26 protein-coding genes are annotated in these 25,345 nt (G+C 58.2%); 8 read left to right on the top strand and 18 right to left on the bottom strand.

Translation table 11 applies throughout. The features are described 5' to 3' along the window. The first annotated feature begins 10 nt into the window (after positions 1–10). Positions 11–343 carry a tyrosine-type recombinase/integrase gene (locus QPL98_RS14290; protein WP_236072911.1) on the top strand — a complete coding sequence of 111 codons (333 nt, stop codon included), beginning with the start codon at positions 11–13 and terminating at the stop codon, positions 341–343. Positions 344–591: 248 nt separating this feature from the next. On the opposite strand, the gene QPL98_RS14285 is transcribed toward QPL98_RS14290, so the two are convergent. From QPL98_RS14285 to rpoE, 5 genes are all read right to left on the bottom strand, one after another. Beyond that, a complete protein-coding gene (locus QPL98_RS14285; protein ID WP_222448472.1) occupies positions 592–2,040 on the bottom strand; it encodes a DegQ family serine endoprotease in 1,449 nt (482 codons plus the stop codon). A 112-nt stretch (positions 2,041–2,152) separates the two neighbouring features. Then, positions 2,153–2,602 (bottom strand): SoxR reducing system RseC family protein, encoded by a 450-nt coding sequence (locus QPL98_RS14280; protein WP_022991048.1) that lies wholly within the window; start codon positions 2,600–2,602, stop codon positions 2,153–2,155. Further along, positions 2,583–3,641: a MucB/RseB C-terminal domain-containing protein gene (locus tag QPL98_RS14275; protein WP_011785726.1), complete on the bottom strand. Its 1,059-nt coding sequence runs from the start codon at positions 3,639–3,641 to the stop codon at positions 2,583–2,585. The genes QPL98_RS14280 and QPL98_RS14275 overlap by 20 nt, the downstream gene beginning before the upstream one ends. 17 nt (positions 3,642–3,658) lie before the next feature. Then, positions 3,659–4,225 (bottom strand): sigma-E factor negative regulatory protein, encoded by a 567-nt coding sequence (locus tag QPL98_RS14270; protein WP_011785727.1) that lies wholly within the window; start codon positions 4,223–4,225, stop codon positions 3,659–3,661. Between the two features lie 15 nt (positions 4,226–4,240). Then, entirely contained in the window at positions 4,241–4,927 is a 687-nt protein-coding gene (gene rpoE, locus QPL98_RS14265) for an RNA polymerase sigma factor RpoE (RefSeq protein WP_031211465.1), read from the bottom strand. A 139-nt stretch (positions 4,928–5,066) separates the two neighbouring features. Here rpoE and nadB point away from each other — a divergent pair, with 139 nt between their 5' ends. From nadB to QPL98_RS14240, 5 genes are all read left to right on the top strand, one after another. Continuing rightward, positions 5,067–6,674: an L-aspartate oxidase gene (gene nadB, locus QPL98_RS14260; protein ID WP_181800070.1), complete on the top strand. Its 1,608-nt coding sequence runs from the start codon at positions 5,067–5,069 to the stop codon at positions 6,672–6,674. A gap of 38 nt (positions 6,675–6,712) precedes the next feature. Further along, positions 6,713–6,985 (top strand): succinate dehydrogenase assembly factor 2, encoded by a 273-nt coding sequence (locus QPL98_RS14255; protein WP_011785730.1) that lies wholly within the window; start codon positions 6,713–6,715, stop codon positions 6,983–6,985. Continuing rightward, positions 6,969–7,430, top strand: a complete 462-nt coding sequence (locus tag QPL98_RS14250; protein ID WP_303293486.1) for a hypothetical protein — start codon at positions 6,969–6,971, stop codon at positions 7,428–7,430. Before QPL98_RS14255 ends, QPL98_RS14250 begins: the two co-directional genes overlap by 17 nt. A 26-nt stretch (positions 7,431–7,456) precedes the next feature. Then, complete coding sequence (locus tag QPL98_RS14245) at positions 7,457–8,437, top strand: folate-binding protein YgfZ (protein ID WP_023008841.1); 981 nt, start codon at positions 7,457–7,459, stop codon at positions 8,435–8,437. 100 nt (positions 8,438–8,537) lie between these two features. Beyond that, positions 8,538–9,371: an HDOD domain-containing protein gene (locus QPL98_RS14240; RefSeq protein ID WP_014420748.1), complete on the top strand. Its 834-nt coding sequence runs from the start codon at positions 8,538–8,540 to the stop codon at positions 9,369–9,371. A 152-nt stretch (positions 9,372–9,523) separates the two neighbouring features. Here QPL98_RS14240 and ung read toward each other — a convergent pair whose 3' ends face one another. The 13 genes from ung to ffh all read right to left on the bottom strand — a co-directional run bounded on the left by ung (position 9,524) and on the right by ffh (position 22,936). Next, a complete protein-coding gene (ung, locus tag QPL98_RS14235) occupies positions 9,524–10,255 on the bottom strand; it encodes a uracil-DNA glycosylase (RefSeq protein ID WP_022991041.1) in 732 nt (243 codons plus the stop codon). Between the two features lie 4 nt (positions 10,256–10,259). Continuing rightward, entirely contained in the window at positions 10,260–11,795 is a 1,536-nt protein-coding gene (gene lysS, locus QPL98_RS14230; protein ID WP_014420746.1) for a lysine--tRNA ligase, read from the bottom strand. Positions 11,796–11,847: 52 nt separating this feature from the next. Continuing rightward, positions 11,848–12,943 (bottom strand): peptide chain release factor 2 gene (gene prfB, locus QPL98_RS14225; RefSeq protein WP_113879872.1). Its coding sequence is split into 2 segments (ribosomal slippage): positions 11,848–12,870 and positions 12,872–12,943, totalling 1,095 coding nucleotides; the frame shifts between segments, so codons are not numbered across the junction. Positions 12,944–13,029: 86 nt separating this feature from the next. Further along, positions 13,030–14,763 (bottom strand): single-stranded-DNA-specific exonuclease RecJ, encoded by a 1,734-nt coding sequence (gene recJ, locus QPL98_RS14220; protein ID WP_303293485.1) that lies wholly within the window; start codon positions 14,761–14,763, stop codon positions 13,030–13,032. Positions 14,764–14,769: 6 nt separating this feature from the next. Next, positions 14,770–16,170 carry a threonine synthase gene (thrC, locus tag QPL98_RS14215; RefSeq protein WP_011785738.1) on the bottom strand — a complete coding sequence of 467 codons (1,401 nt, stop codon included), beginning with the start codon at positions 16,168–16,170 and terminating at the stop codon, positions 14,770–14,772. Between the two features lie 11 nt (positions 16,171–16,181). Continuing rightward, complete coding sequence (locus QPL98_RS14210) at positions 16,182–17,483, bottom strand: homoserine dehydrogenase (protein WP_114434400.1); 1,302 nt, start codon at positions 17,481–17,483, stop codon at positions 16,182–16,184. Between the two features lie 140 nt (positions 17,484–17,623). Beyond that, positions 17,624–18,358 carry a DsbC family protein gene (locus tag QPL98_RS14205; RefSeq protein WP_121208421.1) on the bottom strand — a complete coding sequence of 245 codons (735 nt, stop codon included), beginning with the start codon at positions 18,356–18,358 and terminating at the stop codon, positions 17,624–17,626. Between the two features lie 83 nt (positions 18,359–18,441). After that, on the bottom strand, positions 18,442–19,347 hold the full coding sequence (gene xerD, locus QPL98_RS14200; RefSeq protein ID WP_011785741.1) for a site-specific tyrosine recombinase XerD: 906 nt from the start codon (positions 19,345–19,347) through the stop codon (positions 18,442–18,444). A gap of 96 nt (positions 19,348–19,443) precedes the next feature. After that, positions 19,444–19,800, bottom strand: coding sequence for a 50S ribosomal protein L19 (rplS, locus tag QPL98_RS14195; protein ID WP_011785742.1), 357 nt, complete (start codon positions 19,798–19,800; stop codon positions 19,444–19,446). A 25-nt stretch (positions 19,801–19,825) separates the two neighbouring features. Then, positions 19,826–20,584 carry a tRNA (guanosine(37)-N1)-methyltransferase TrmD gene (gene trmD, locus QPL98_RS14190; protein ID WP_014420741.1) on the bottom strand — a complete coding sequence of 253 codons (759 nt, stop codon included), beginning with the start codon at positions 20,582–20,584 and terminating at the stop codon, positions 19,826–19,828. A gap of 3 nt (positions 20,585–20,587) precedes the next feature. Beyond that, entirely contained in the window at positions 20,588–21,115 is a 528-nt protein-coding gene (rimM, locus tag QPL98_RS14185; protein ID WP_011785744.1) for a ribosome maturation factor RimM, read from the bottom strand. A 30-nt stretch (positions 21,116–21,145) separates the two neighbouring features. Then, entirely contained in the window at positions 21,146–21,385 is a 240-nt protein-coding gene (gene rpsP / locus QPL98_RS14180; protein ID WP_011785745.1) for a 30S ribosomal protein S16, read from the bottom strand. A gap of 165 nt (positions 21,386–21,550) precedes the next feature. Then, positions 21,551–22,936 carry a signal recognition particle protein gene (gene ffh, locus QPL98_RS14175; protein ID WP_014420740.1) on the bottom strand — a complete coding sequence of 462 codons (1,386 nt, stop codon included), beginning with the start codon at positions 22,934–22,936 and terminating at the stop codon, positions 21,551–21,553. A 161-nt stretch (positions 22,937–23,097) separates the two neighbouring features. Here ffh and ccsA point away from each other — a divergent pair, with 161 nt between their 5' ends. Both ccsA and QPL98_RS14165 read left to right on the top strand, forming a co-directional pair. After that, positions 23,098–23,904 carry an inner membrane protein YpjD gene (gene ccsA, locus QPL98_RS14170; RefSeq protein WP_273029691.1) on the top strand — a complete coding sequence of 269 codons (807 nt, stop codon included), beginning with the start codon at positions 23,098–23,100 and terminating at the stop codon, positions 23,902–23,904. A gap of 92 nt (positions 23,905–23,996) precedes the next feature. Further along, positions 23,997–25,277 carry an HlyC/CorC family transporter gene (locus QPL98_RS14165; protein ID WP_023008846.1) on the top strand — a complete coding sequence of 427 codons (1,281 nt, stop codon included), beginning with the start codon at positions 23,997–23,999 and terminating at the stop codon, positions 25,275–25,277. Positions 25,278–25,345: the final 68 nt, after the last annotated feature.

Here is a 25,345-nt window from a genome sequence, read left to right as displayed (position 1 = left end):
CGGGCCGGTTATGAAGGACTTGGGATGGCAATACCTATTCCCATCTTCGACAAGATGCGTTCACCCCATCGCTGGCTATGTGTGCCGGCACCATCTTCATCGTTCTTCTTATTCGCGGCAACTGAGGCAGGCGGTTCTGGATAGCGGCACCACCAAACGAGTGTCAGCACACACCTTTAGGCATGCTTTCGCGACGGAGTTATTGAGATCAGGGAGTGATATTCGAACAGTTCAGGAAATCCTCGGCCACAGCGATATTCGGACGACTGAAATCTACACCCACATTATTGGCGATCGACGAGCTGGAACAGTTAGTCCATTTGATCGCTTGCCAGGTTCTTGAGAAGCGACCAAGCGCTTAACTGGGGCAGATAACGCCAAGGATATGAGGTACTCCGAATGTTCGCTTTTGTTTAAAAGCGGCTTAATCGTTAATGACAGAAATTCCGGGTCGACTTGGCGGGCACAAAGCATCGAATGGCTTTTATAGTGCTCGCTCAAAACGGACAAACTAAGGCTTGAAAACCAAAAGCCCCCGAACGTGTCCTGACACGCCGGGGGCCCAATTTTACTTGAAATGTGGTTATAGACTCAGGGCTTCATGACCAGATAGATTGCCCGACCCTGCCTTACAATCCGGACCGAAACCGCCCGGTTTTCCGGCAAGTCGCGGACCACCGACCGGAAGTCCTCCACCGAGCGAATCTGCTGGCGGTTGATCTCGGTAATGATGTCCCTGGCACGAATACCAGCCTCAAAAGCCGGGCCACGATCCACCCCAGCGACTACAACACCGCCTTCCACGCCAACTGAGCGGGCAGTCTCGGGGGCCAGTGGCTCAACGGACAACCCAAGCGGTGCGCCCGCGCTATTGTCGCGGCTACCGGTTGAGGGCTGGGCAGCGTCATCGCCGTCTTCCGGCAACTTGCCAATTTCCACGTCGAGGGTGATTTCATCACCACCGCGCAACACGGTCAGGCGCGCCGATTCACCTACCGGTGTGCGGCCAACCATGGGCGGCAGGTCAGAGGACAACTGAACATCCTCGCCATTGTATTCCAGCACAATATCACCGGCCTCAAGGCCACCCTTTTCCGCCGGTGAATCCGGCATCACTTCGGCAATCAACGCGCCGCGGGGACGGCGCAGCCCGAAACTCTCGGCCAGATCCCGGTTCACTTCCTGAATAAGCACGCCCAACCAACCCCGGGCGACGGTGCCTTTGTCACGGAGCTGGCGGAATACGTTCATGGCATCGTCAATCGGAATGGCGAACGACACCCCCATGAAGCCGCCGGAGCGGGTGTAAATCTGGGAGTTTATGCCCACCACTTCGCCTTCCAGGTTGAACAGCGGGCCACCGGAGTTACCGGGGTTAATGGCAACGTCGGTCTGGATAAACGGCACGTAGTTCTCGGATGGCAGCGAGCGGCCCAGAGCACTGACAATGCCCGCCGTCACCGTGTAGTCAAACCCGAATGGCGAGCCGATCGCGAAAACCCATTCGCCGACTTTCAGATCCCGGGAACGTCCAACGCTGACCACCGGCAGGTCTTCACCATTCTCGATTTTGAGAACCGCCATGTCCGAGCGGGGATCGGTACCCACGATGGTGGCGGAAAACTCGCGGCGGTCATTCAGGCGCACAATCACCTCATCGGCACCCTCAACCACGTGGTTGTTGGTCAAGACGTAACCATCCGCTGACACAATAAAGCCGGAGCCCATGCTCCTGCGCGGCTGCTGCGGGCGAGGGGAACCACCAAAAGGAGACTGTGGGCCGCGGAAGAAATCCTGAAGGAAAGGCGGCAACTGCTCCAGTTGCCTTTCATCAAAAGGGAGCCCATGGAAGCCAGAGCTCTGGCTGCCCGGATCCGTCGTAGTGCTGATATTCACCACCGCACTGGAGTTATCTTCCACCAGCTCAGTGAAATCCGGCAGGCCTCTGGCTGCGACGCCCTGGCTCCAGAATACCGACACCATGGCAGCCAGCATCAGCAGAACGCCCAGCATGGCCCCGGGCCTGGCCAGGGAAGGCATACGGGCAGCTTCTATATTTTTTTCTGGCATGTAGAACCCCCTGATTTTACTTGCGTTTATTGAGCTATTCTGGGGCTGGGGCGTGAATTTTCAACTTAAAAAACGGTAGGGATCATGGACATGTCGAGGATGGAATTGTCTTTATCCTCAACAACCGCGGCTGGTAGCGATCACCGGCCCCGGCCTGCCAACGCTGCACCAGCCAGAACCCGACGCCCAGGCCTGCCACCGCTCCGGCTATGGCGCCCAGGTCTGACCCCGCGGCCCAGGTATGCGCCATCACACTGGCAAGCACCATCAGCACCAACGGCAAACCATAAATAATCAGCGAGGCATTCAGCAGCGACTGTTCATCCAGACCGATGACCACTTCATCCCCCACCCGGGCGCCCACGGAATTATCTACCAGTACCTGGTTCGCCCGGCCGCCGGATACCGCAGCCAGGGCTCGCTGCCCGCAGCCCGAGCGGGCCGAGCAACTCTGACAGGCACTGGTTCTTATCGTCTGAACCCAAACCTGATCACCCACCAGGGCCACGACTTTACCGGTTTCCGTGATCATGACCGGACAGCTCAGCTACGAAATCGTCATCCACTTCCACGGCATCTGCCACCTTTCGTGCAGTGCCCGGCGGAATTTCACCAACCACCGCTATCAGGAAGGGGCGATCAGAGACCATGACTTCGCGCATGTAGATGGTGGTTGCCCCGATACGGGAAGCGCCTGTCGGCATTTTCAGCCGCCCGACAGGCTCGACAAATACGGAAAACGCAGCCAGGCCATCGGAGAACGCCACGGCCTTGCCACTGCCCGAACGTGGTGCAGCCGCCGGCACAAAGCCCTCCGGCTGCCAGGACAGAGTCCAGCCATTCATCCGGCCAACCGATGACTCCTGTTTCCGGCCATCGTCCAGGGTACGGCTAATCTCACGACCACGGGTCTGAACCTCGAGTTCCTCGTCGGAAATATCGTCAGTGATCTCAAGATCGGTGAACTGAAAATGCTCCAGTACCTCACCGTTTACATCCCGCACCTGGCTCTTGACCAGTAGCCCCGTCTCTTTTTCCAGCCAGAGGCGGTGGCTGTAGCGATCATCATCCCGGGCCCCGAGCGCCACGATCACCACATCGTAGCCGGCGACCCGGTCTTCACCCGCCAGTTCAGGCAGATACCAGCGGCCAAACGGCATCAACTGACTGGTAAACGCTTCTGCGAACGGGCCCGAAGGAATCACCTCGTCCAGCCGGACCCTGCCCCGGTCAGGCAATACACAGACCACGTTCATGCCTTTACGGACGATTTCACCACTGCCGCCGTCCTGCATCACCAGGCGTTCCTCAACACGCCCGTTCCGGTAACGGTGGGCGATGCGCATGGAATGTACCTGTTCGCCCCGGGCATAAACAAAGACCCCGCGGTACGATGTCATGTTGAGTGCAGGGCCAAGCCGCTCCAGCCAGGCCATGGCCGCCGGGGCTTCACCGCTTTTCGTTGTCTCGCTGGCCAACTCGGCCCTCACCGGATTGATCAACAGGCACAGCAGAGCCACAAGAGCGGCAACCGCTCCGAATACCGACCTGCTGGATACCCGGTTGTTCATAAACCCATGCTCCCGGTTCAATAGTTACCACTGGCGCTGACCAGGCGGGCGTAACCCACCGAGCCACGACCTGCACCCACGCTGTTGTGCTGGGCATGCTCAAGCAGGTACTGACGCATCTGGCGCAACTGGTCTTCGTCCAGCCGCTGTAGTGCCACTTCCTCAACCGCCGCCGATAGCGTTACCCCAGAGGCTGAAGGCTCGGCACTGCCGCCGGCCAGTGCCTGAACAGGTACTCCGGTGCGGGTATCCCAGCCGGCTCCGGCGCCGAAGCCCACAATCAACGCCATGAACACCATGGCGGCCACCGGCCAGCGCCAGACCGACACCCTGGGCACCTCCACCGGCGACCGGGCCTGTTCTGAGCGAGCATGGCCATCGAGCGCTTCCCTCACCGCGCCGGCAACATCAATACCATCGGCAGGACCGTGCTGCTCGTGCATCAGATCACGTATCTGCTGCCATCGCTGCCACTGGCCGCGCACGTCCTCCTGGTTGCCATGTGACAACAACCGACGAACCGATAGCTCATCGGCCTCGTCATCCATCATCGAAGACAGTGTTTCTCTGAGACGCTCATCCATAGGATGCAACCTCATTCACGTTACTGACTGATCAAGGAGCGGGCCAAGGTGGCGATCCACCGAGTCCCGCGCCCGGAAAATTCTTGAGCGCACGGTACCTATGGGGCACTCCAGTATCCGGGCAATATCTTCATAACTCAGGCCATCGTATTCCCTGAGCAGGAACGCCGACCGCAGTTCCTCCGGCAGGCTGGCAATGGCTTCCGCAAGAGCTTTCTGCAACTGCTCCCTCTGCAGCAACCGCTCCGGCGAGGCCGGGTCACGCAGTCGGCCGCCATCATCAAAGTTTTCCGCATCGGTGACATCCGCCGATCCCTGGGGCCGCCTGCCGCGGGCCTCAAGGAAATTCTTGGCGGTGTTTACGGCAATCCGGTACAACCAGGTGTAAAACGCGCTGTCGCCGCGAAAGCGATCAATCGCGCGGAAGGCTTTGACAAAGGTTTCCTGAGTCAGATCCATGACTTCCTGGCTGTCGTAGACATAGCGGCTGATAATAGACGCGACCCTGGACTGGTATTTCACCACCAGCAGATCGAAGGCCGCACGATCTCCGTTCCGGACCTTGCGAACCAACTGCAGATCCGTCTGGCTGTCGGACTGCTCACCGGGTTTCCAGTCATTTTCAGGCGTCATGGACGAAGCAACAGAAAGTCCTGTTTTGGGAGCCAGTGGTCTGGCCTCGATACGAGTGGCTTGTGTCATTGGGCTGTTCCAGCGTTCGTTCACTAACCCTTGATGCAGACCGCACCCGGCTGACAGGGTTATCCGTTAGCCCAAATAGACAGCAAGCGTAAAGTTTAGTTCAATACACGTCCACATTATGGCCCGCGACCACGACTCAATGCCACAGTCCTACGAATACGATGTTCTGATCATCGGCAGCGGCGCTGCCGGCCTTACCGTTGCACTGAATCTTCCGGAGCACTTGCGGGTTTGCGTCATCAGCAAAGCCGATATCAGCTCTGGCGCCACCCTCTGGGCCCAGGGAGGCATCGCTGCGGTTCTGGACGATACCGATTCCGTGGAGAATCACATACAGGACACCCTCAACGCGGGCGGCGGTCTGTGCCACGAGGATGCGGTCCGCTTTACCGTGGAACACAGCAAGGAAAGCATCAAATGGCTGATCGACTCCGGCGTGAAGTTCACCAGGCAGGACGATGGCGAGGACTACCACCTCACCCGCGAAGGCGGCCATAGCCATCGCCGGATTATCCACGCCGCCGATGCCACCGGCCACGCGGTTTCCACCACCCTGGCGAGCCAGGCCCAGGCCAGGCCGAATATTCACCTGAAAGCCGGCCGGGTGGCTGTGGACCTGATTACCAACCGCAAGCTTGCGCTTCCCGGCAACCGCTGCGTCGGCGCCTACATCCTGAATCTCGAAGACAATCATGTGGAACTGTTTCGAGCCAGGTTCACCGTCATCGCCACCGGCGGCGCCTCCAAGGCGTATCGCTACACGACCAATCCGGACGGCGCTTCCGGAGATGGAATTGCCATGGCCTGGCGAGCCGGTTGCCGTGTTGCCAACATGGAGTTCAATCAGTTCCACCCCACCTGCCTGTACCACCCGCACGCCAAGTCCTTCCTGATTACCGAGGCGGTTCGGGGCGAAGGTGGCGTGCTCCGGCTGCCGGATGGCAGTCGATTTATGGACCGGTTTGATGAACGGGCGGAACTCGCGCCCCGGGACATTGTTGCCCGGGCGATTGACCATGAGATGAAGCGCCTGGGTGCAGACCACCTGTTCCTGGATATCAGCCATAAGCCGGCCGACTTCATCAAACAGCACTTCCCGACCATTTACGAAAAGTGTCTGAGCTTCGGGATCGACATTACCCGCGAACCCATCCCCGTGGTGCCTGCTGCCCATTATACCTGCGGCGGAATTGTCAGTGATGAACGGGCGCGTACCGACATCAACCAACTCTATGTCGTTGGCGAAGCCGCCTTCACCGGCCTGCACGGCGCCAACCGCATGGCCAGCAACTCGTTGCTGGAATGTCTGGTCTATGGCCGGGCCGCGGCTCAGGACATCACCCGCAGGGAGGCTGACATTCCACCACCACCGTCAGCCCCGGACTGGGACGAAAGCCAGGTGCGGGACTCCGACGAAGACGTCATCATCTCCCATAACTGGGACGAACTTCGGCACTTTATGTGGGACTATGTCGGCATCGTCCGAACCACCAAACGCCTGCAGCGGGCGAAACACCGGGTTGATTTGCTGTCCCGTGAAATCGGCGAGTTTTACAGTAACTACCGGGTCTCCAATGACCTGATCGAGCTGCGCAACCTGGTCACAGTCTCCGACCTCATCATCTGCTCGGCACTGCAACGCAAGGAAAGCCGAGGCCTGCATTACACACTGGATTATCCGGGCCTGTTGAATGACGCCCAGGATACCGTGCTGGTGCCGACGACTTACCGCACCCCGTCTCCCTGAGACCGGGCCTTACTCCGTTTCCAAAGGCAGAATCCGTTATGTCCGAAACCAATACTTCTCAGGATCACACTGAATTTCATCGCCTGTGGTGGCACAGCCGCCGCGGCATGCTGGAACTGGACGTCCTGCTGCTCCCGTTCCTTGAAGAGGTATACCGGGATCTTTCAGCGGAAGACCAGGCCCGTTACCGCAAGCTGTTAAGTTGCGAGGATACGGACATGTTCGAGTGGTTCATGCAGCGCAGCAAGCCGGAGGACCCGGATCTTCGTCACATCGTTGACATGATCCTGAACCGTGTCCAACCCGATTGAACTGAACCTGTCGCCCTCCAGGGCCGCGGGTATTTGCGCCAGCCTGCCCTGGCTGGCGCTGTCTGCTGTACTACTGGCAATCAGCCTGTCCATCACCCCGCTGGCACTGGTGTTGTTACCGGTTTCCCTGCTTCTGGGCTGGCAGGAATTCCGTCGTTGTGGCCGGCTCCGTGGAGCCAATGCCATTATCAGCCTAACCACTGACGACCGGCATCTTCGATGCCAGCTGGCCAATGGCCAGGAAGTTACCGCCAGAGTTTGCGGCTGCAGCTCGCTCGGTGCATCCTTTCTGGTCTTGAAAGTAGAGTCCGTTGTCACCAGATCAGACACCATGACCGCGATCCTGCTCAGCCCATCCCGGCTATGTCGTGGCAATGTTTCCGAACAGGCATTCCGTCGGCTGCGCATGTGGCTCCTTGCAGGGCCAGCAGCTATTTCACGGTGAACCCCCGATTCCATCCGGAGTTTTCGATGACTAACGCCAATACCGAAACGCCAGCCAATCCCACTTACGAGGGTTGGGCTCATCTGACCGACCGGGTTCTGGCCAGAATCAGCGGGCCGGGTACCGACAAGTTTGTCCAGGGCCAGTTCAGCCAGAGTGTGGACGAAGTCACTGCCGGACAGTCGCTCAGGGCAGCAGCCTGCACCCCGAAGGGCAGGGCCTACTGCATTACCCGACTGGTCCGGGATGGCGAAGACTTGCTGCTCAGCCTCGAGCGGGAGACCGCAGAAGACACCGTTCAGCACCTGAACAAGTACCTGATGCTGTTCCGGGGCACATCGCTTGCCGTTCTTGACGCAGGCCGGATCACCGGTCTGCTGGGGATCGAGACCGCCCGACAGGTTGCCGGCGCGGCCACAGACGAACTGACCCGCCCCGGTCAGGTGTTAAGTACCGATAACGGGTACCTGATTCGTGTCGAAGATGACAGCAACCACCTCGCTCGCTTCGAACTCTGGCAAACCGATGCCCAGCCTTCGTTGCCGCCCACCTCCGAACTTTCCATGCCGACCTGGCAGGCCTCGGAGATCAGCGCCGGCGTACCCTGGCTGACCGAGGCAACCCGGGAAGCCTATGTTCCCCAGATGCTCAACCTTCAGCATCTGCAAGGCATTCACTTCAAGAAAGGCTGTTACACCGGACAGGAAGTGATTGCGCGGATGCATTTCCTCGGCCAGTTAAAGAAAAGCCTGTTCCGGGTCGCTTTCTCCGGCACTGATGCCGCCCCGGCACCCGGTACCCGCCTGATCGCCGATGGCAGTGCCGTGGGCGAGGTGGTTAACTCAGTACTGACTGGCGAGCAGCAGGGGGAAATGCTGGCGGTGATCCGACATGACGCGGCCAGCAAGCATCTGGGCGTAGACGGTCATGAGGGCCTGCAACTTGAGGTGCGGCCGATACCCTATCCGGTCCCTGAACGAGAGAAAGCCGAACAGCCGGATACATAAGTTGACAGGAAATACCGGAAAAATTTGCTATAAATTAAAACACATACCGGTTTTATCCCCGTACGTGGGATGCCTCCAGACAAGTGGAACCTAACTGACCATGGCCAATATTGTTGAAACCATCAAGTCTGACCTGACGGCTGCCATTGAAAACGACAAGCTGGTACTTCCAACCCTGCCTGAGGTAGCGCTTCAGGTGCGGGAGATTGCCGAGTCCGAAGACTCTGCCATTGCCGATCTGGTGAAGGTCATCAGCAACGATACGGCGCTCTCGGCGCGTATCATCCGGGTGTGCAACAGCCCGCTGTTTCGCGGCAGTCGCGCCATCGAAAACCTGAACATGGCGGTCAGCCGGCTGGGTATGGCTTACACCAGTAATCTGGCCATGGGGCTGGCGATGGAACAGATGTTCCAGGCCACGTCAGATATGATCGACAAGCGCCTGCGCGCCACCTGGCAGACCAGCACCGAAGTGGCGGGCGTGTGCCATGTTCTGGCGCAACATTACACCCGCCTGAAGGCGGATCAGGCAACGCTGGCTGGCCTGGTGCACCTGATCGGTATTCTGCCGATTCTGCGTTATGTGGAGGATCAGGATATCCAGATCAGCAGCATCATGCTGGACAATGTGATTGATGAGCTGCACCCACGTATTGGCTCTATGATTCTGAAAAAATGGGATTTTCCAAAGGAACTGCAGAATGTGCCTCTGGAATACGCCAACTTCCAGCGTGAGGTGCCGGCAGCGGATTATGCCGATCTGGTCATGGTGGCCAACCTGCAGCTGGTTGCCGGGAGCGATCATCCCTGGAACGAGATGGACTGGACGAAGATTTCTGCGTTCGATCGGCTGGGACTGGATCCGAATGTCGATATGAGCGAGGAAGAGGATCTGAATGCGCAGATGGAAGCGGCTATGGCGCTGCTTCAGTAATACCTCGTGGTTTTGGGAGTTTGGCGCCCGTCCTTGCGATGGGACCAGCTCCCGAAACACGCTGTGAATACCTCCCTGTATGCTCGGCTCCGCACGGTTTCGGCAGCCTGCCCCGCCCTGAAGACTACCTTTGCATTGCCTTCGTCAGCGCGTCACTTTTTATACTTGGCAATCAACGCAGCTTTGCTTGGCAAAGCCCAATCAACGGAGGGCCTGCCCTGCTCCCTCAGCCATTCGTTAGCCTTCGAGAAATGCCGGCAACCAAAGAATCCACGGTAGGCACTGAGCGGTGACGGGTGTGGGCCATCCAGAACCAGGTGGCGGTTCCGGTCAATGTGCTGGCCCTTTTTCTTGGCGTAGCTGCCCCACAACAGGAACACCACGTTGTCGCGCTCCCGGTTGATAACTTCGATCACCTTGTCGGTAAACTGCTCCCAACCCTTGCCTTGATGGGCTCCGGCATTGCTCTGCTCGACCGTGAGGACACTGTTGAGCAGTAGCACGCCTTGCTCTGCCCACGGCTGCAGACAGCCGTGATCCGGTGGCGCGATACCCAGGTCGGTTTCGATTTCCTTGAAGATATTGACCAGGGACGGTGGTGGCGGAACCTGAGGGCGCACAGAGAAGCACAAACCATGGGCCTGGCCGGGGCCGTGGTAGGGGTCCTGGCCAAGGATCACTACGTTTACGTTGGCCAGCGGTGTGCTGTTGAGGGCATTGAAGCAGTGGGAGCTGGGGGGATACAGAACCTTGCCGGCCTGTTCCTCGGCGGCGAGGAATTCGGCCAGTTGCCGCATGTAGGGCTGGCGGAACTCGTCCGCCAGCCACTGGTCCCAGCCGCGGCCGGGCTTCAGTTGTTGAGCCAGTGCCTCGGCAGGGTGCATGGGCTTACTCGCTTTCCGGTTTCTGTTCGGCCTTGTGTTCCGGGCGCATGGCCGGGAACAGGATGACGTCGCGGATGGATGGCGAGTTGGTCAGCAGCATGGCCAGGCGGTCGATGCCGATACCTTCACCAGCGGTCGGCGGCAAACCGTATTCGAGGGCCATGACATAGTCGTCATCGTAGAACATGGCTTCGTCGTCGCCGGCATCTTTCTCAGCCACCTGGGCCTGGAAGCGTTCGGCCTGGTCTTCGGCATCGTTAAGCTCAGAGAAGCCATTGGCAATCTCCCGACCGCCCACGAAGAACTCAAAGCGCTCGGTCACAAACGGATCGCTGTCTTTGCAGCGGGCCAGAGGCGACACTTCTTTCGGGTACTCGGTGATGAACGTCGGCTGGGTGAGGCGATGCTCGGCGGTGGCTTCGAAGATTTCGATCTGCACCTTGCCCAGGCCCCAGATGTCTTTCACGTGGATACCAAGGTTCTTGGCCACTTCTCGGGCCTGTGCGTCGTCAGCCAGTTGCTCACGGGTGATGTCCGGGTTGTAGCGCAGGATGGCGTCGACCACAGTGAGGCGCTCGAACGGCTTGCCGAAATCGTATTCGATGGTCTCTTCGCTACCGTCTTTCAGTACCCGTGTGTTGATTACAGTGGTGGTACCCAGCACCTTCTGGGTGATGGTACGCAGCATGTCTTCGGTCAGGTCCATCAGGTCGTTGTAATCGGCGTAGGCCTGGTAGAACTCGACCATGGTGAACTCGGGGTTGTGCCGGGTAGACAGCCCTTCGTTGCGGAAGTTACGGTTGATTTCGAACACTCGCTCAAAGCCACCGACCACCAGGCGCTTGAGGAACAGTTCCGGCGCAATGCGCAGATACATATCGATGCCCAGAGCGTTGTGATGGGTCACGAACGGACGGGCGGTGGCGCCACCCGGAATCACCTGCAACATGGGGGTTTCCACCTCCATGAAATCACGCTCGGCGAAGTACTGGCGCATGGCGTTGATGATCTTCGACCGGGCATGGAACACACGGCGGCTGTCCTCGTTCACCATCAGGTCCACGTACCGGTGCCGATAGCGGGCTTCGGTGTCGGTCAGCCCCTTGTGCTTCTCCGGCAGCGGGCGCAGTGACTTGGTCAGCAGTACGTATTCGTCCATGGTCACATACAGGTCGCCCTTGCCGGATTTCGACAGGGTGCCACGCACGCCCACGATGTCGCCCATATCCCAATGCTTGGTGTCTTTCTGGACGTCCTTGGAGGCATAGATCTGGATGCGGCCGGTCATGTCCTGGACCACCTTGAACGCCTTGCGGTCGAGCATCATGCGGCCGGCAATGGCCACCTTGATGCCCAGACCTTCCAGCTCTTCCTTGGATTTATCACCGTACTTCGCCTGCAGTTCGGCGGCGGTGGCATCGCGACGGAAGTCATTCGGGAACGGATTGCCCTGCTCGCGCAGCGCAGCCAGTTTGGCGCGGCGCTCGGCAATCAGCTTGTTATCCTCATGCTGTGCGGCGTTCTGGGTCTGTTCAGTCATCTTGGCTCACTAAAGAAGTCGGAATGGTCCGGTTTGGTTTGGATGGCGCCGTCTACAGCGCCATCTTCAGACTGGCTTCAATAAACTTGTCGATGTCACCATCCAACACCGACTGGGTGTTGCTGGTTTCCACCTTGGTGCGCAGGTCTTTGATACGGCTGTCGTCCAGCACGTAGGAACGGATCTGGCTACCCCAGCCGATGTCAGACTTGGAGTCTTCGGCTTTCTGTTTCTCTTCGTTACGCTTCTGCATTTCCAGTTCAAAGAGCTTGGCCTTGAGCTGCTTCATGGCCTGGTCTTTGTTCTGGTGCTGGCTTCGGCCGGCCTGACAGGCCACCACGATGCCCGTGGGGTTGTGGGTCAGTCGCACTGCGGATTCGGTCCGGTTTACGTGCTGACCACCGGCGCCGGAAGCGCGATACACATCGACCCGCAGATCCGCCGGGTTGATCTCGATTTCGAAGCTGTCGTCCACTTCCGGTGATACAAACACGGAAGAGAAGGAGGTATGGCGACGGTTGCCGGAATCAAACGGGGATTTCCGCACCAGGCGGTGTACGCCGGTTTCTGTGCGTAGCCAGCCGTAGGCGTAGTCGCCCTGGATGTGGATGGTGGCACTCTTGATGCCGGCCACTTCACCTTCCTGCAGTTCAACGATTTCGGCCTTGAAGCCACGACGCTCGGCCCAGCGCAGGTACATGCGCAGCAGCATGTTGCCCCAGTCCTGGGCTTCAGTGCCGCCGGAGCCGGCCTGGATATCCAGGTAGGCGTTGTTGGCATCCATTTCGCCGGAGAACATGCGGCGGAATTCGAGCTTCTCGAGTTCTTTATCAAGGTTTTCGAGATCGGCTTCGATTTCCTGGACGGTGCCTTCGTCGTCCTCTTCCACCGCCATGTCGAGCAGGCTTTCTGCATCGGCCAGGCCGTTGGTGAGGTTGTCGATGGTTTTAACGATCAGTTCAAGGTCTGAGCGCTCTTTGCCCAATGCCTGGGCCCGCTCGGGATCGTCCCAGACGGTGGGTTGTTCGAGTTCGCGTTCGACTTCGGTCAGGCGTTCACTTCGCTGATCGTAGTCAAAGATACCCCCTCAGCGCTTCGGTGCGCTCGCGAAGCTCTTTGATCTTCGTCACTATGGGATTAATTTCCATGAAACCTTGTCTCGCTTTGGAAAATGGTGCGATAAAAACAGAGGGCGGATTCTACCGGAATTTGCGGGTTAAATCAGCAAGCCTAATCAGCCCAAAGGTTCCAGATAATCCACCAGAAGCTGCAAATTGGTCCGCCCCCGGAACGTATTGGCATCCGGCTTATAAACCACCCGCGCGCCACTCCGGGTAAAGTCCGGCACTTCCGGCCCGGTGTTGAAGGCAATGCCATCAATAATGCCCCCGCCGTCAACCGGCTGCAGCACCAGTTTCAGGTGGTTCTCGCCGACAATTCGCTGGCTCACTACCCGGAATTCGCCATCAAACACCGGCTCGGGAAAATGCTGCCCCCAGGGGCCGGCGCGTTTGAGCAGGTAGGCGGTGTCCAGATTTAGCTCTTCCGGGGCCAGTGGGCCGTCGGTGGTGATGGCGGCTTCCAGGTCTTCCGGTTTCAACGTGTCACGCACGGCCTGGTCGAAGGCGTTGCTGAAACGTTCGAGGTCGTCCCGGGCGATGGTCATGCCGGCGGCCATGGCGTGGCCGCCGTATTTTTTCATCAAGCCCGGATTCTTCGCATCGACCACAGCCAGCGCATCCCGGATATGCAGGCCGGGGATGGATCGGGCAGAGCCTTTCAGGTGTTCGCCGTCGTCGTCGGGCGCAAAAGCAATGGTGGGGCGATGGGTCTGTTCGCGGATGCGGGCCGCCAGGATGCCGATCACGCCCTGGTGCCAGTCCTGATCGAACAGGGCCAGGCCCCAGGGCAGGCCGTCAATATCGAGGGACATGGAGGCCAACAGGTCCTGGGCCTGGGCTTTCATGTCTTTTTCAATGGTGCGGCGTTCGCGGTTGAAGTTGTCCAGTTCCCGCGCCAGGCGCAGCGCTTCGTCGCGACTGTCGGCGAGCAGACAGGCGATGCCGATACTCATGTCGTCCAGCCTGCCGGCAGCGTTCAGGCGCGGGCCAACAACAAAACCCAGATCGGTGGCGCTGATTTCGGTGTAGTCGCGGCCGGCTACTTCCAGCAGAGCCAGGATGCCCGGTCTGGCTTCGCCTTTGCGGATGCGGCGGATGCCCTGCTCCACAAAGATGCGGTTGTTATGGTCCAGCGGAACCACGTCGGCCACGGTACCCAGGGCCACCAGGTCCAGCAGGCTACCCAGGTTAGGCTCCGGGTCCGGCAGCCGGTTGTTGTCTCGCAGGTACTTACGCAGCGCCGTGAGCACGTAGAACATCACGCCTACTCCCGCCGCATTCTTGCTCAGAAACGGGCAACCCGGCTGGTTGGGGTTCACAATAGCGTCGGCGTCTGGCAGTTCTTCTCCGGCCAGGTGGTGGTCGGTGATGAGCACTTTGATACCCAGCTTCCGGGCGGCGCGTACGCCTTCGATGGCGGAGATGCCGTTGTCGACAGTCACCAACAGGTCCGGCAAATCCCCGTCTTCCTGCAACCGGTGGATAATGCCAGGCGTCAGGCCATAGCCGTCAGAAAACCGGCTGGGCACCCGGAAATCGATGGCCGCCACACCGAGCATGGACAAACCCAGCATAGCCACCGAAGTACTGGTGGCCCCATCGGCATCGAAGTCCCCCAGCACCATTACCCGCTGTTTCTGCACTATGGCCTCGGCCAGCAGTTCAACTGCGCGATCAATACCGCGAAGCTGCATCGGCGAAGCCAGGTGTTTCAGGGTGTACTGGAGCTGGTCGTCGGATTGCACACCGCGGGCGGCGTACAGACGGCGAAGGATGGGAGGCAGGTTTTGCCCCCATCCCGTCACATCGGACGGCTGGGGGCGACGCAGGATCTTTTTAGGGGTCATGCCGGATCAGGCGTTCTTCCAATGCTTGGCGATAAAACCCTGCACCTCGGACACATTGTTATCCAGCACGGTGTAGCGCTCTTCCCGCTCGAACAGATCAGCCATGTGAGCCGGCAATTGCGGCTTCACGCTCAGGCCGGATTCGGCAATCGCATCCGGGAACTTGGCCGGGTGCGCGGTACCGAGGGTGATCATGGGCACAGCAGAGTCGCGGCGGCAGTTGCGGGCAGCGCGTACGCCAATGGCGGTGTGCGGGTCCAGCAGATATTCATTCTGCTCGTAGACGTCACGAATGGTGTCGCAGGTGGTTTTATCGTCCACCGCATCGCTGTCGAACAGCTTGCGGGCGTGCTTCCAGCGGTAGTCTTCAATGCTGACCGGGCCTTTGGCTGCGTTTTCCAGCAAGGCTTTGACCGCCGCCCCGTCACGGCCGTGCAGATCAAACAGCAGGCGCTCGAAGTTGCTGGACACCATGATGTCCATGCTCGGCGACAGGGTATGCTCCAGCTGGTGCTGCTCATACTTGTTGCCGCTCATGAAGCGATGCAGGATATCGTTGCGGTTGGTGGCAATCACCAGCTGGCTGATGGGCAGCCCCATTTTCTTGGCCAGGTAGCCGGCGAAAATATCACCAAAGTTGCCTGTGGGCACAGAGAACGCCATGCTGCGGTCCGGGCCACCCAGAGCGAGAGACGCCTGGAAGTAGTACACGATCTGGGCCATGATCCGGGCCCAGTTGATGGAGTTCACCGCCGCCAGCTGGGTTTTGCCGCCCAGGAAGGACTGATTGCCGAAGCTCTCCTTCACCATGCGCTGACAGTCGTCGAAGTTGCCTTTGACTGCGATGTTATGGATGTTGTCGCCCTGCACCGTAGTCATCTGGCGGCGCTGCACTTCAGATACTCGCTGATGCGGATGCAGGATAAAGATATCCACGTGCTCGCACCGGCGGCAGCCCTCGATGGCAGCAGAACCGGTATCACCAGAGGTGGCCCCCATGATCACAACGTGCTGGTTGCGCTTCTCCAGAACGTAGTCCAGCAAGCGGCCCAGCAGCTGCAGGGCAAAGTCTTTGAACGCCAGCGTCGGGCCACGGAACAGCTCCATCACCCACTCGTTGGTGTCCAGCTGAACCAGCGGTGCCACCGCCTGGTGGCTGAACACGCTGTAGGTTTCATCCAGCATCTTGCGGAAGTCGTCCGCCGGGATGGCATCCTCTACGAACGGATACATCACTTTATAGGCCAGCTCCGCATAGGGAAGCCCACGCCAGCTACGAATTTCTTCCAGGCTGAAGTGCGGCAACGATTCAGGCACATAGAGGCCACCATCGGTGGCCAGCCCGGTCAGAAGAACGTCCTCAAAGCCCAGTGCGGGAGCTTCACCCCGTGTACTGATGTATCTCACGTGCGTACCTGTCAGTTAAAGTTTTCTGCGCGAATGCGGACAACCTTGCCATCGATGTCGGCGAGGGATTCCATCTCGTCAATGGCCAGGTTCATCTGGCGCTCCTGAACCGTGTGGGTCAGGATGATGACCGGAATCCGGCCATCCTTGAATTCGGATTCTTTCTGCATGATCGACTCGATGTTGATGCCGTGCTCACTCAGAATCGCAGCAATCTTGGCCAACACACCCGGATGGTCAAAGGCCTGGATTCGCAGGTAGTAAGCCGACTGGACATCTTCCATTGGCAGCACCGGCAGGTCTTCCAGGGCGTCCCGCGTAAATCCGAGGTAGGGAATGCGCTGCTGGCTGTTGCTGGCCACCGCACGGGCGACGTCCACGATGTCTGCGATGACCGCAGATGCTGTAGCCTCATCCCCGGCACCAGGACCGTAATACATGGTCTGGCCAACAGCATCGCCATCCACCAGGACTGCGTTAAGAACGCCATCAACCTGAGCAATCAGATGACTCTGTGGCACCAGCGTCGGATGCACCCGCAGTTCAATACCGTCTTCACGACGACGGGCGATGCCCAGGTGCTTCACCCGGTACCCCAGCAACTCTGCGTGGGAAATATCATATGGAGTAATACCGGAAATTCCCTCGGTAAAACCTTTCTCAAACTGCAGGGGAACGCCGAACCCGGACGCCGCCAGGATGGTCAGTTTGTGAGCGGCATCAATGCCTTCCACATCGAACGTCGGGTCCGCTTCCGCGTAGCCCAGTGCCTGCGCTTCCTTGAGAACTTCACCAAATTCCCGGCCCGCGCGCATTTCGGTGAGAATGTAATTGCCGGTGCCATTGATAATGCCGGCAATGGTATCAATGCGGTTGGCGGCCAGGCCCTCGCGCACAGACTTGATCACCGGAATGCCGCCGGCAACGCCGGCTTCATAGGCAACCACGACGCCAGCCTTCTCCGCTGCGTCGAAAATCTCATTACCGTGCACGGCAATCAGGGCCTTGTTGGCAGTCACCACATGCTTGCCGTTGGCAATGGCCGCCAGCACCAGCTCTTTGGCCGCATCATAGCCACCAATCAGCTCCACCACGATATCAATCGAAGGATCGTTCACCACGTCATAAATGTCGGTACTGAACGGGACATTGCCCAGATCAAGGTCATCGCGGCTATGGCGGCTCGCCACCCGGGCAATCCGGATGTTGCAGCCGGCACGACCCGCAATAATCTCGGCGTTGCGAGTCAGGACATTGAATGTACCGCCGCCTACGGTTCCCAGTCCGCAAATTCCGACATTGACGTCTTTCAAGCTCTCACCTCTGATCCCGATGGGGGTGCTGATGGATTGCAATAAGGGGGCATAGTATACCGATTCAGGGCCGGCTGAATAAGCCCTGAATCGGTCACGCTTTCAACAAAGATGACGACTGGCGACGAACACCGACAGGGTCACAGAATACCGAGACCCTCGGCCAGATTTCGGGCCGGCACATAACCCCGAACCATATTGCCGTCTTCCAGCAAAATAGCCGGCGTGCCGGTCACACCAACCTGACCGCCGAGACGATACTGCTCTGCCACCGGGTTCTCACAACTCTTCTGCTCTACCGAACGCCCCGCTTTGGCGGCATCCATAGCGGCCTGCTGATCGTCAGCGCACCAGACCGAGATATATTTATTGAAGGAGGCCGTACCTGGCCCGGAACGGGGAAACGCGTAGTAATTGACGGTAATACCGTACTCATTCAACTGGGGCACTTCATCGTGCAACTTCCGGCAATAGGGGCAATCGATATCGGTAAACACATTAACGACCGCCTTCTCTTTACCCTTGGCCGGATACGAAATCACGCCCTTGCCACCGTAATCCGCCATCAGGTCCTTACGGGAACCCGCACGGGATTCTTCCGTAACGTTGGCAATGCCGTTTTCGGTGATTTTCAGCAGATCGCCCGTCAGCAGATAGGTGCCGTCTTCCGTGGTGTAGATGGTGTCGCCGTTGTTGCTCTGAACTTCGTACAACCCTTTTGCCTCAGATTCGCGAACAGAATTTACCTTGAGACCGGGAACTGCCTCGGTCAGCCGCTGGGCAATGCGGTCTTCGGCTTCGCCTGCCTGGGAGGCTGGCGCCCCGACCAGGGTCAGCGCCAGTCCAACGGACACTGCTACTGATTTGATGTTCATGAGCTTGAAACTACCTCTGTCGGTTTGTGTGGTGTCTGCGACACCGGAAAATCGGATTAGTTCAGCCTCCGGAGCGGCCGCCGTCAACCCCTGGGGTGATGGGCCTGATGAAGATCCTGCAATCTTTGCCGCGCAACATGAGTGTAGATCTGGGTGGTCGACAGATCTGAATGCCCCAACAGCATCTGCACCACCCGAAGATCCGCCCCATGATTGAGCAAATGGGTGGCGAACGCATGCCTGAGTGTATGAGGAGAAAGGTGTTTGGTGATTCCGCAGCGGATCGCATAATGCCGGATTCGATACCAGAAGGCCTGCCGGGTCATGGCGGTGCCACGATTGCCCGGAAACAGGGCATCACTGGTTTTGCCTCGCAGCAGCTCGCCCCGGGCCTGCCGCATATACTGTAATAACCAGTCCACAGCTTCTTCACCCAGCGGCACCAAACGCTCCTTGCCGCCCTTGCCCTGTATGCGAACCACGCCCTGCCTCAGGTTGACCTGGTCCACCGTCAGCCCCGTCAACTCCGAAACCCGAAGTCCGCAGCCATAGAGAATCTCCAGCATGGCCCGATCCCGCAGTTCTACCGGCAGCTCCGGGTCCGGCTCAGTCAGCAGCGACTCCACGTCGGCCTCGGTCAGGGTATCCGGCAAGCGCCGGGGCAACCTAGGGCTGTCAATCCGCAACGTTGGGTCTTCGGCAATAATGCCTTCACGCAAAAGAAAACGATAGAAGCGCCTTACGCCAGACAGGCGGCGGGCCGCCGTGCTGGTTTTCAGGCCGTCGGACAAGCCCCGCGACATCCAGGCCAGAAGATCTGTGCGGCGTGCGCTGCGCAGGGTTGGCGCCCCAGCTTGCTGCTCCAGCCACCCGGACAAACGGTACAGATCACTGGCATAGGCCTGCCGGGTTTTCTCGCCAAGGCCATCCTCAAGCCAGACCGCGTCACTGAAGCGCTCTATCAACTGCTCATCTTCTGGCCTTGGCACAGCACCCTCTTCGATTCCGGAGTCATCGCAGGCATTAAACCATAAAAAAAGCAGCCCCTTGAGGCTGCTTTTTGGTACTGAACAGACGAATCTGAATCAGTTAAGCTTTTCCTTGATACGAGCTGCCTTACCAGACAGGTCGCGCAGGTAGTAAAGCTTGGCCTGACGCACGTCACCACGACGCTTCACACTGACGCTGTCGATCAGCTTGGAGTAGGTCTGGAAAGTACGCTCAACGCCCACGCCGTAAGAGATCTTACGAACAGTGAAGGAAGAGTTCATGCCACGGTTACGCTTGCCGATAACCACGCCTTCAAACGCCTGCAGACGCTCACGGTTACCTTCAGTTACGCGAACCTGTACAACCACGGTATCGCCCGGCGCGAACGCAGGGATTTCCTTGGTCATCTGTTCTGCTTCAAGTTGACTGATGATGTTGTTCTTGCCGCTCATCGTAATGCTCCTGATACCCAATCTTTCAATGCCCTGATGACTCAGAGGCACCCGGTTCGTTCAAAATTTCTTCCAGTAACTGACGCTCTTCTTCCGTAAGTTCCCGCTTTTCCAGCAGGTCGGGGCGCCGCTCACTGGTTCGCCTCAACGATTCTTTCAATCGCCAACGCCGGATCTGTTCATGGTGACCGCCCAACAGAACTTCCGGCACCGCCTGACCTTCGTAAACCTCGGGCCGGGTGTAGTGCGGACAATCCAGCAATCCGTCGGCAAAGGAATCCTGCTCTGCCGACTGCGCATGACCCAGCGCTCCGGGGATGAGGCGTGTTACCGCATCAATTACAGCCATCGCTGCCAGCTCGCCACCCGAGAGAACGAAATCCCCAAGGGATACCTCCCGGTCGACCTCTGCCGCAATCAGGCGCTCATCCACACCTTCATAACGACCGGCAACGAGAATCAGCTGCTGCTCGGCGGCGAGTGACTCCACCACCGACTGATCCAGCCTTTCACCCTGCGGCGAAAGATAGACCACACAGGCCTTGCCGGGTGCCGATGCCCTGGCCGCCTGGATTGCGTCCCGCAGAGGCTGAATTTTCATCAGCATCCCCGGACCACCACCATAAGGCCGGTCATCCACCGTGCGATGACGATCGTGGGTGTAATCCCGAGGATTCCAGCTCTGAAAGGTCAACAGACCTTCACGCACTGCCCTCCCGGTAATCCCGTAATCCGTCACCGCAGAAAACATATCCGGGAACAGACTGACTGCGCCAATCCACACCCGTCAGAACTCCGGATCCCAGTCAACCACCATGCGAGAGCCTTTGAGATCCACCTGCTGAACCACTTGATCCGGCAGATAGGGAATCAGACGCTCGCGCTGGTCAATAGAGCCCGCCGTAGCGTGCACCACCAGGACATCATTGGAGCCTGTCTCCAGAAGGTGATGCACCTTACCCAGGCACTCACCTTCTACCGTGAAGACATCCAGACCTTCCAGCTGATGCCAGTAGAACTCCCCTTCGGGCAGTTCCGGCAGTTGCTCGGTGGGAACCCGGATCTCCGCTCCGCAATAGGTGCGGGCTACTTCACGATCATCAATACCTTTAAGCCTGACGACGATCCCCTGCCCCTGGCGGCGACCTTCCTCAAGCCTGATCGGAATACGCTTGCCGTCCAGGAGCAGAGTCCAGTCACGGTAGTTCAGTATTCCGTCTTTCGGGTCTGTGTAAGAGAAGACCTTAAGCCAACCCTTTACCCCGAACACCGAGGTGATCCGGCCGATCACAGTTTCCTGCGAATTCTGCGTCATGCCTTTACAACCCCGGTACCAACAATGCTATTACTGAGCAGCCTTCAGCAGCTGAGCAACACGCTCACTGGCCTGTGCACCCTGGCCCAGCCAGAAATCAACGCGCTCACGATTAACACGCAGACGCTCTTCCTGACCACGGGCAATCGGGTTAAAGAAACCAACACGCTCAATGAAACGGCCGTCACGGGAGTTACGGCTGTCAGTGACTGTCAGATGGTAGAACGGGCGCTTCTTGGAGCCGCCACGAGCCAAACGGATTGTTACCATTTCGACCAATATCCTGTTCTGTTGTACGAACTTTGTACGATTCCCGACACACCGTTTCACGGCTAACGGGAAGACCCATACTCGAAAGGGGCGCTATTCTATGCGAAAAAAGCGCCAATGAAAACAGGGAAACCACCGGTTTCCCCATTTTATATGTAAGGCTTTTTACATACGGCCAAACGGAGGCATGCCACCACCACCGCCGGGCGGCATCATACCACCCATACCGCGCATCAGGTTAGCCACCCCGCCCTTCTTGCCAAACTTTTTCATCATCTTCTGCATCTGCTTGTGCTGCTTGAGCAGACGGTTCACGTCCTGGATCTGGGTGCCGGAACCGGCGGCAATCCGACGCTTGCGAGAGTTATTGATGACGTCCGGATAGCGGCGCTCTTTTGGCGTCATGGAGCAGATAATGGCTTCCATCTGACCAACCGACTTGTCGTTAACCTGTGCCTGCGCCATCTGGGCCATCTGCCCCATGCCCGGCAACTTGTCCAACAGTCCGCCGATACCGCCCATATTCTTCATTTGCTGGAGCTGGTCGCGGAAGTCTTCCAGATCAAAACCTTTACCCTTCTTGATCTTCTTGGTGAGCTTCTCGGCTTTCTTTCGGTCCAGCTTGCGCTCAGCTTCCTCAATCAGGGAGAGCACATCCCCCATACCAAGGATGCGGGAGGCAACACGATCGGGATAGAAAGGCTCCAGAGCGTCTGACTTTTCACCAATACCCAGGAACTTGATGGGCTTGCCGGTGATATGACGCACGGACAACGCCGCACCGCCACGGGCATCGCCGTCGGTCTTGGTCAGGACCACGCCGGTTAACGGTAACGCGTCGTTAAATGCCTTGGCGGTATTGGCCGCGTCCTGGCCCGTCATGGCATCAACCACAAACAGGGTTTCAACCGGATTCACCGCCTTATGCAGGCGACCGATTTCACCCATCATCTGCTCATCCACGTGCAGACGACCCGCGGTATCCAGGATAACCACATCAATGTGCTTGCGGCGGGCAGCCTCGATGGCACCATTGGCAATATCCACCGGATCCTGCTCGGTGGTGCTGGGGAAGAATTCAACGCCCACTTCACCGGCAAGCGTTTCCAGCTGACGGATGGCCGCCGGCCGATAAATATCGGCACTGACCACCAGCACGGACTTTTTCTCACGCTCTTTCAGGAAACGGGACAGCTTGGCCACCGTCGTGGTTTTACCCGCACCCTGGAGGCCCGCCATCATAATGACCGCGGGCGGACGCGTGGCGAGGTTCAGGGATTCATTGCCCTCCCCCATGACCCGCTCCAGCTCCTGCTGGACAACCTTAACGAAGACCTGGCCCGGGGTCAGGCTGCGCTGAACTTCCTGGCCAATCGCACGCTCACGAACCCCTTCAATAAAGGCCTTGACCACCGGCAGGGCGACATCAGCCTCCAGCAGGGCCATCCTCACTTCACGGAGCGTGTCCTTGATATTGTCGTCAGTCAGGCGCGCCTGGCCCGAGATCTTGCGCAAGCTACCGGATAGCCGGTCCTGGAGATTCTCAAACATGTTGCTCTTCCGTACCCCGGAGAATTTGTTCACACAGATCAAGAAGCCAGCTCGGCCTGCTTGATTCCTGTTGCATAATCGCGACATTATACCCAGACTACGGAGCCTCTGAACAACTCCGCGCCGATTTCACTTCATCAGGCAACACGATTAAGGATGTCATGGGAACGCTGATTCTCGCGGTTACCGCACTTTTCCTCTATAGCGTTGGAACCGCGCTTCAGGCCCTCCATTTACGTGGAAAGGTGCACAGCAACCTGGCGGTTACGACACTGATTGGCGTGCTTGCCCTGATCGGCCATGGCCTGCTCATTGCCCAGACCGTGCACCTGGACGGCGGCTTCGACTTCAGTTTCTTCAAGAGCTCCGTTCTGATCTCCTGGCTCATTGTCTTTCTGCTTCTGGGACTTAATCTGAGCAAACCCGTACAAAGCCTGTTCATTGCGGCCTATCCGATTGCAGCACTGACCATTGTCATGGCGTTGATTACCCACACGCCGTCTCGCCTGGTGTCCGAAGAAAGCTACGGCATGCTGTCTCACATTGCCCTGTCAGTCACGGCATACAGCATGTTTACCCTGGCAGCCATACAGGCGGTTTTACTTTACGTACAGAACCGGCAGCTCAAGCGCAACTACAACAGCCTGCTGGTAAGGAACCTGCCACCGCTGCAAACCATGGAGTCATTGTTGTTTGAAATGGTCTGGGCGGGCGTTGTGCTGCTGGTACTCGCCATTGTCACTGGCGCTGTTTTCATTGAAGACCTTTTTGCTCAGGATCTGGCCCACAAAACCATTTTTTCCCTGCTGTCCCTGCTGGTTTTTGTCGGACTGTTGGTAGGCCGCTACACCAAAGGCTGGCGCGGCATCACCGCCAGTCGCTGGACACTGGCAGGCTGCGCACTGCTGATGCTGGCCTTCTACGGCAGCAAGTTTGTTCTCGAGCTGGTTTTCCACCGGGGCGTCTGAGACCCGCCCCCCCTTACTGACCTAACCCGCTTGACACCTGTTACCTTCAAATCCTATTTTCGCAACTTATCCTCAATATAAGGGCTGCTCTCTTGAACGAAACATCGCTCACCGCGCTGTTTATTCTACTTGTCGGACTGATCATCCTCTCTGCGTTTTTCTCCAGCTCTGAAACCGGCATGATGTCCCTGAACCGCTACCGCCTGAAACACATGGCGAACACCGGCCACAAAGGGGCCCAGCGAGCGCAAGGCCTGCTTAACCGAACCGACCAGTTGATCGGCGTTATCCTGATCGGCAATAACTTCGTGAACATTCTTGCGTCATCGATCGCCACGGTCATCGCAATTCGCCTCTGGGGCGACGCCGGTATCGCAATTGCCACCTTACTGCTGACGATCGTTATCCTCATTTTTGCCGAGGTCACCCCGAAAACTCTCGCAGCCCTGTTCCCTGAAAAAATTGCCTTCCCGGCCAGTCATATTCTTGGGCCGTTGCTGAAACTTCTGTACCCGCTGGTATGGACGGTCAACCTGTTTACGACCGGCATTCTTCGCGTTCTGGGCGTCTCCTCGGCCCAGGCCTCGGAAGATCATCTCAGCCGTGAAGAACTCAGAACCGTGGTGAACGAGGCCGGCGCACTGATTCCGGCCCGGCACAAAGACATGCTGGTCAGCATCCTGGATCTGGAGAATGTCACCGTCAATGACATCATGGTGCCCCGAAACGAAGTCGTCGGCATCGACCTGGAAGACGACACAGACACTATCCTGCGCCAGCTCAGAAGCAGCCAACACACGCGGCTGCCTATCTTCAAGGGTGACATCAACAACATTCAGGGCATTCTGCACCTTCGCAGCGCGGCCAGGCTGCTGCAGGAGACAGACATCAACAAGGCGATGATCATGCAGCTGTGCCAGGAACCCTACTTCATTCCGGAGAGCACTGCGCTCAATACCCAACTACTGAACTTCCAGAAAGGCAAACGCCGGTTCGGCATTGTGGTGGATGAATACGGCGATGTACTGGGCCTGGCTACGCTTGAGGATATTCTTGAGGAGATCGTCGGGGAATTTACCACCGATTATGCCGCCACCTCGCCCGACATCATTCCCCAGGACAACGGCACCTTTATCATCGATGGCAGTGCCGCCGTGCGGACGATCAACAAGACCCTGGGCTGGCATCTGCCAACCGATGGCCCGAAAACCCTGAACGGACTGATCACCGAAACTCTGGAAAATATTCCGGACACCAACGTGTGTCTGAAAGTTGGCGGTCATCGTATTGAAGTCCTGCAAATCAAGGACAACGTGGTTAAAGCTGCCATTGTCCACCCCAAACGCAAGAAAAAGCGTGGTCGGAGTTTATGAACCTGATCGCAGGTTAGCGTTTATTCATGTTAATGCAGATCAAAATGCGCTAAATTTATCCAATAATC

The organism is Marinobacter sp. ST-43, from assembly GCF_030541085.1.
Taxonomy (GTDB): domain Bacteria; phylum Pseudomonadota; class Gammaproteobacteria; order Pseudomonadales; family Oleiphilaceae; genus Marinobacter; species Marinobacter nauticus.
This window is presented reverse-complemented; position numbering and strand designations above follow the sequence as displayed.

Bases quoted from the DNA above. Each gene is read 5' to 3' on its own strand.
- QPL98_RS14290 (WP_236072911.1), top strand. From the start codon at position 11: ATGAAGGACTTGGGATGGCAATACCTATTCCCATCTTCGACAAGATGC.
- QPL98_RS14205 (WP_121208421.1), bottom strand. From the start codon at position 18,358: ATGAACATCAAATCAGTAGCAGTGTCCGTTGGACTGGCGCTGACCCTG.
- rpsP (WP_011785745.1), bottom strand. From the start codon at position 21,385: ATGGTAACAATCCGTTTGGCTCGTGGCGGCTCCAAGAAGCGCCCGTTC.
- QPL98_RS14285 (WP_222448472.1), bottom strand. From the start codon at position 2,040: ATGCCTTCCCTGGCCAGGCCCGGGGCCATGCTGGGCGTTCTGCTGATG.
- QPL98_RS14275 (WP_011785726.1), bottom strand. From the start codon at position 3,641: ATGAACAACCGGGTATCCAGCAGGTCGGTATTCGGAGCGGTTGCCGCT.
- QPL98_RS14280 (WP_022991048.1), bottom strand. From the start codon at position 2,602: ATGATCACGGAAACCGGTAAAGTCGTGGCCCTGGTGGGTGATCAGGTT.
- ffh (WP_014420740.1), bottom strand. From the start codon at position 22,936: ATGTTTGAGAATCTCCAGGACCGGCTATCCGGTAGCTTGCGCAAGATC.
- nadB (WP_181800070.1), top strand. From the start codon at position 5,067: ATGCCACAGTCCTACGAATACGATGTTCTGATCATCGGCAGCGGCGCT.
- rimM (WP_011785744.1), bottom strand. From the start codon at position 21,115: ATGACGCAGAATTCGCAGGAAACTGTGATCGGCCGGATCACCTCGGTG.
- rplS (WP_011785742.1), bottom strand. From the start codon at position 19,800: ATGAGCGGCAAGAACAACATCATCAGTCAACTTGAAGCAGAACAGATG.
- QPL98_RS14255 (WP_011785730.1), top strand. From the start codon at position 6,713: ATGTCCGAAACCAATACTTCTCAGGATCACACTGAATTTCATCGCCTG.
- QPL98_RS14240 (WP_014420748.1), top strand. From the start codon at position 8,538: ATGGCCAATATTGTTGAAACCATCAAGTCTGACCTGACGGCTGCCATT.
- lysS (WP_014420746.1), bottom strand. From the start codon at position 11,795: ATGACTGAACAGACCCAGAACGCCGCACAGCATGAGGATAACAAGCTG.
- QPL98_RS14245 (WP_023008841.1), top strand. From the start codon at position 7,457: ATGACTAACGCCAATACCGAAACGCCAGCCAATCCCACTTACGAGGGT.
- QPL98_RS14270 (WP_011785727.1), bottom strand. From the start codon at position 4,225: ATGGATGAGCGTCTCAGAGAAACACTGTCTTCGATGATGGATGACGAG.
- ccsA (WP_273029691.1), top strand. From the start codon at position 23,098: ATGGGAACGCTGATTCTCGCGGTTACCGCACTTTTCCTCTATAGCGTT.
- recJ (WP_303293485.1), bottom strand. From the start codon at position 14,763: ATGACCCCTAAAAAGATCCTGCGTCGCCCCCAGCCGTCCGATGTGACG.
- rpoE (WP_031211465.1), bottom strand. From the start codon at position 4,927: ATGACACAAGCCACTCGTATCGAGGCCAGACCACTGGCTCCCAAAACA.
- ung (WP_022991041.1), bottom strand. From the start codon at position 10,255: ATGCACCCTGCCGAGGCACTGGCTCAACAACTGAAGCCCGGCCGCGGC.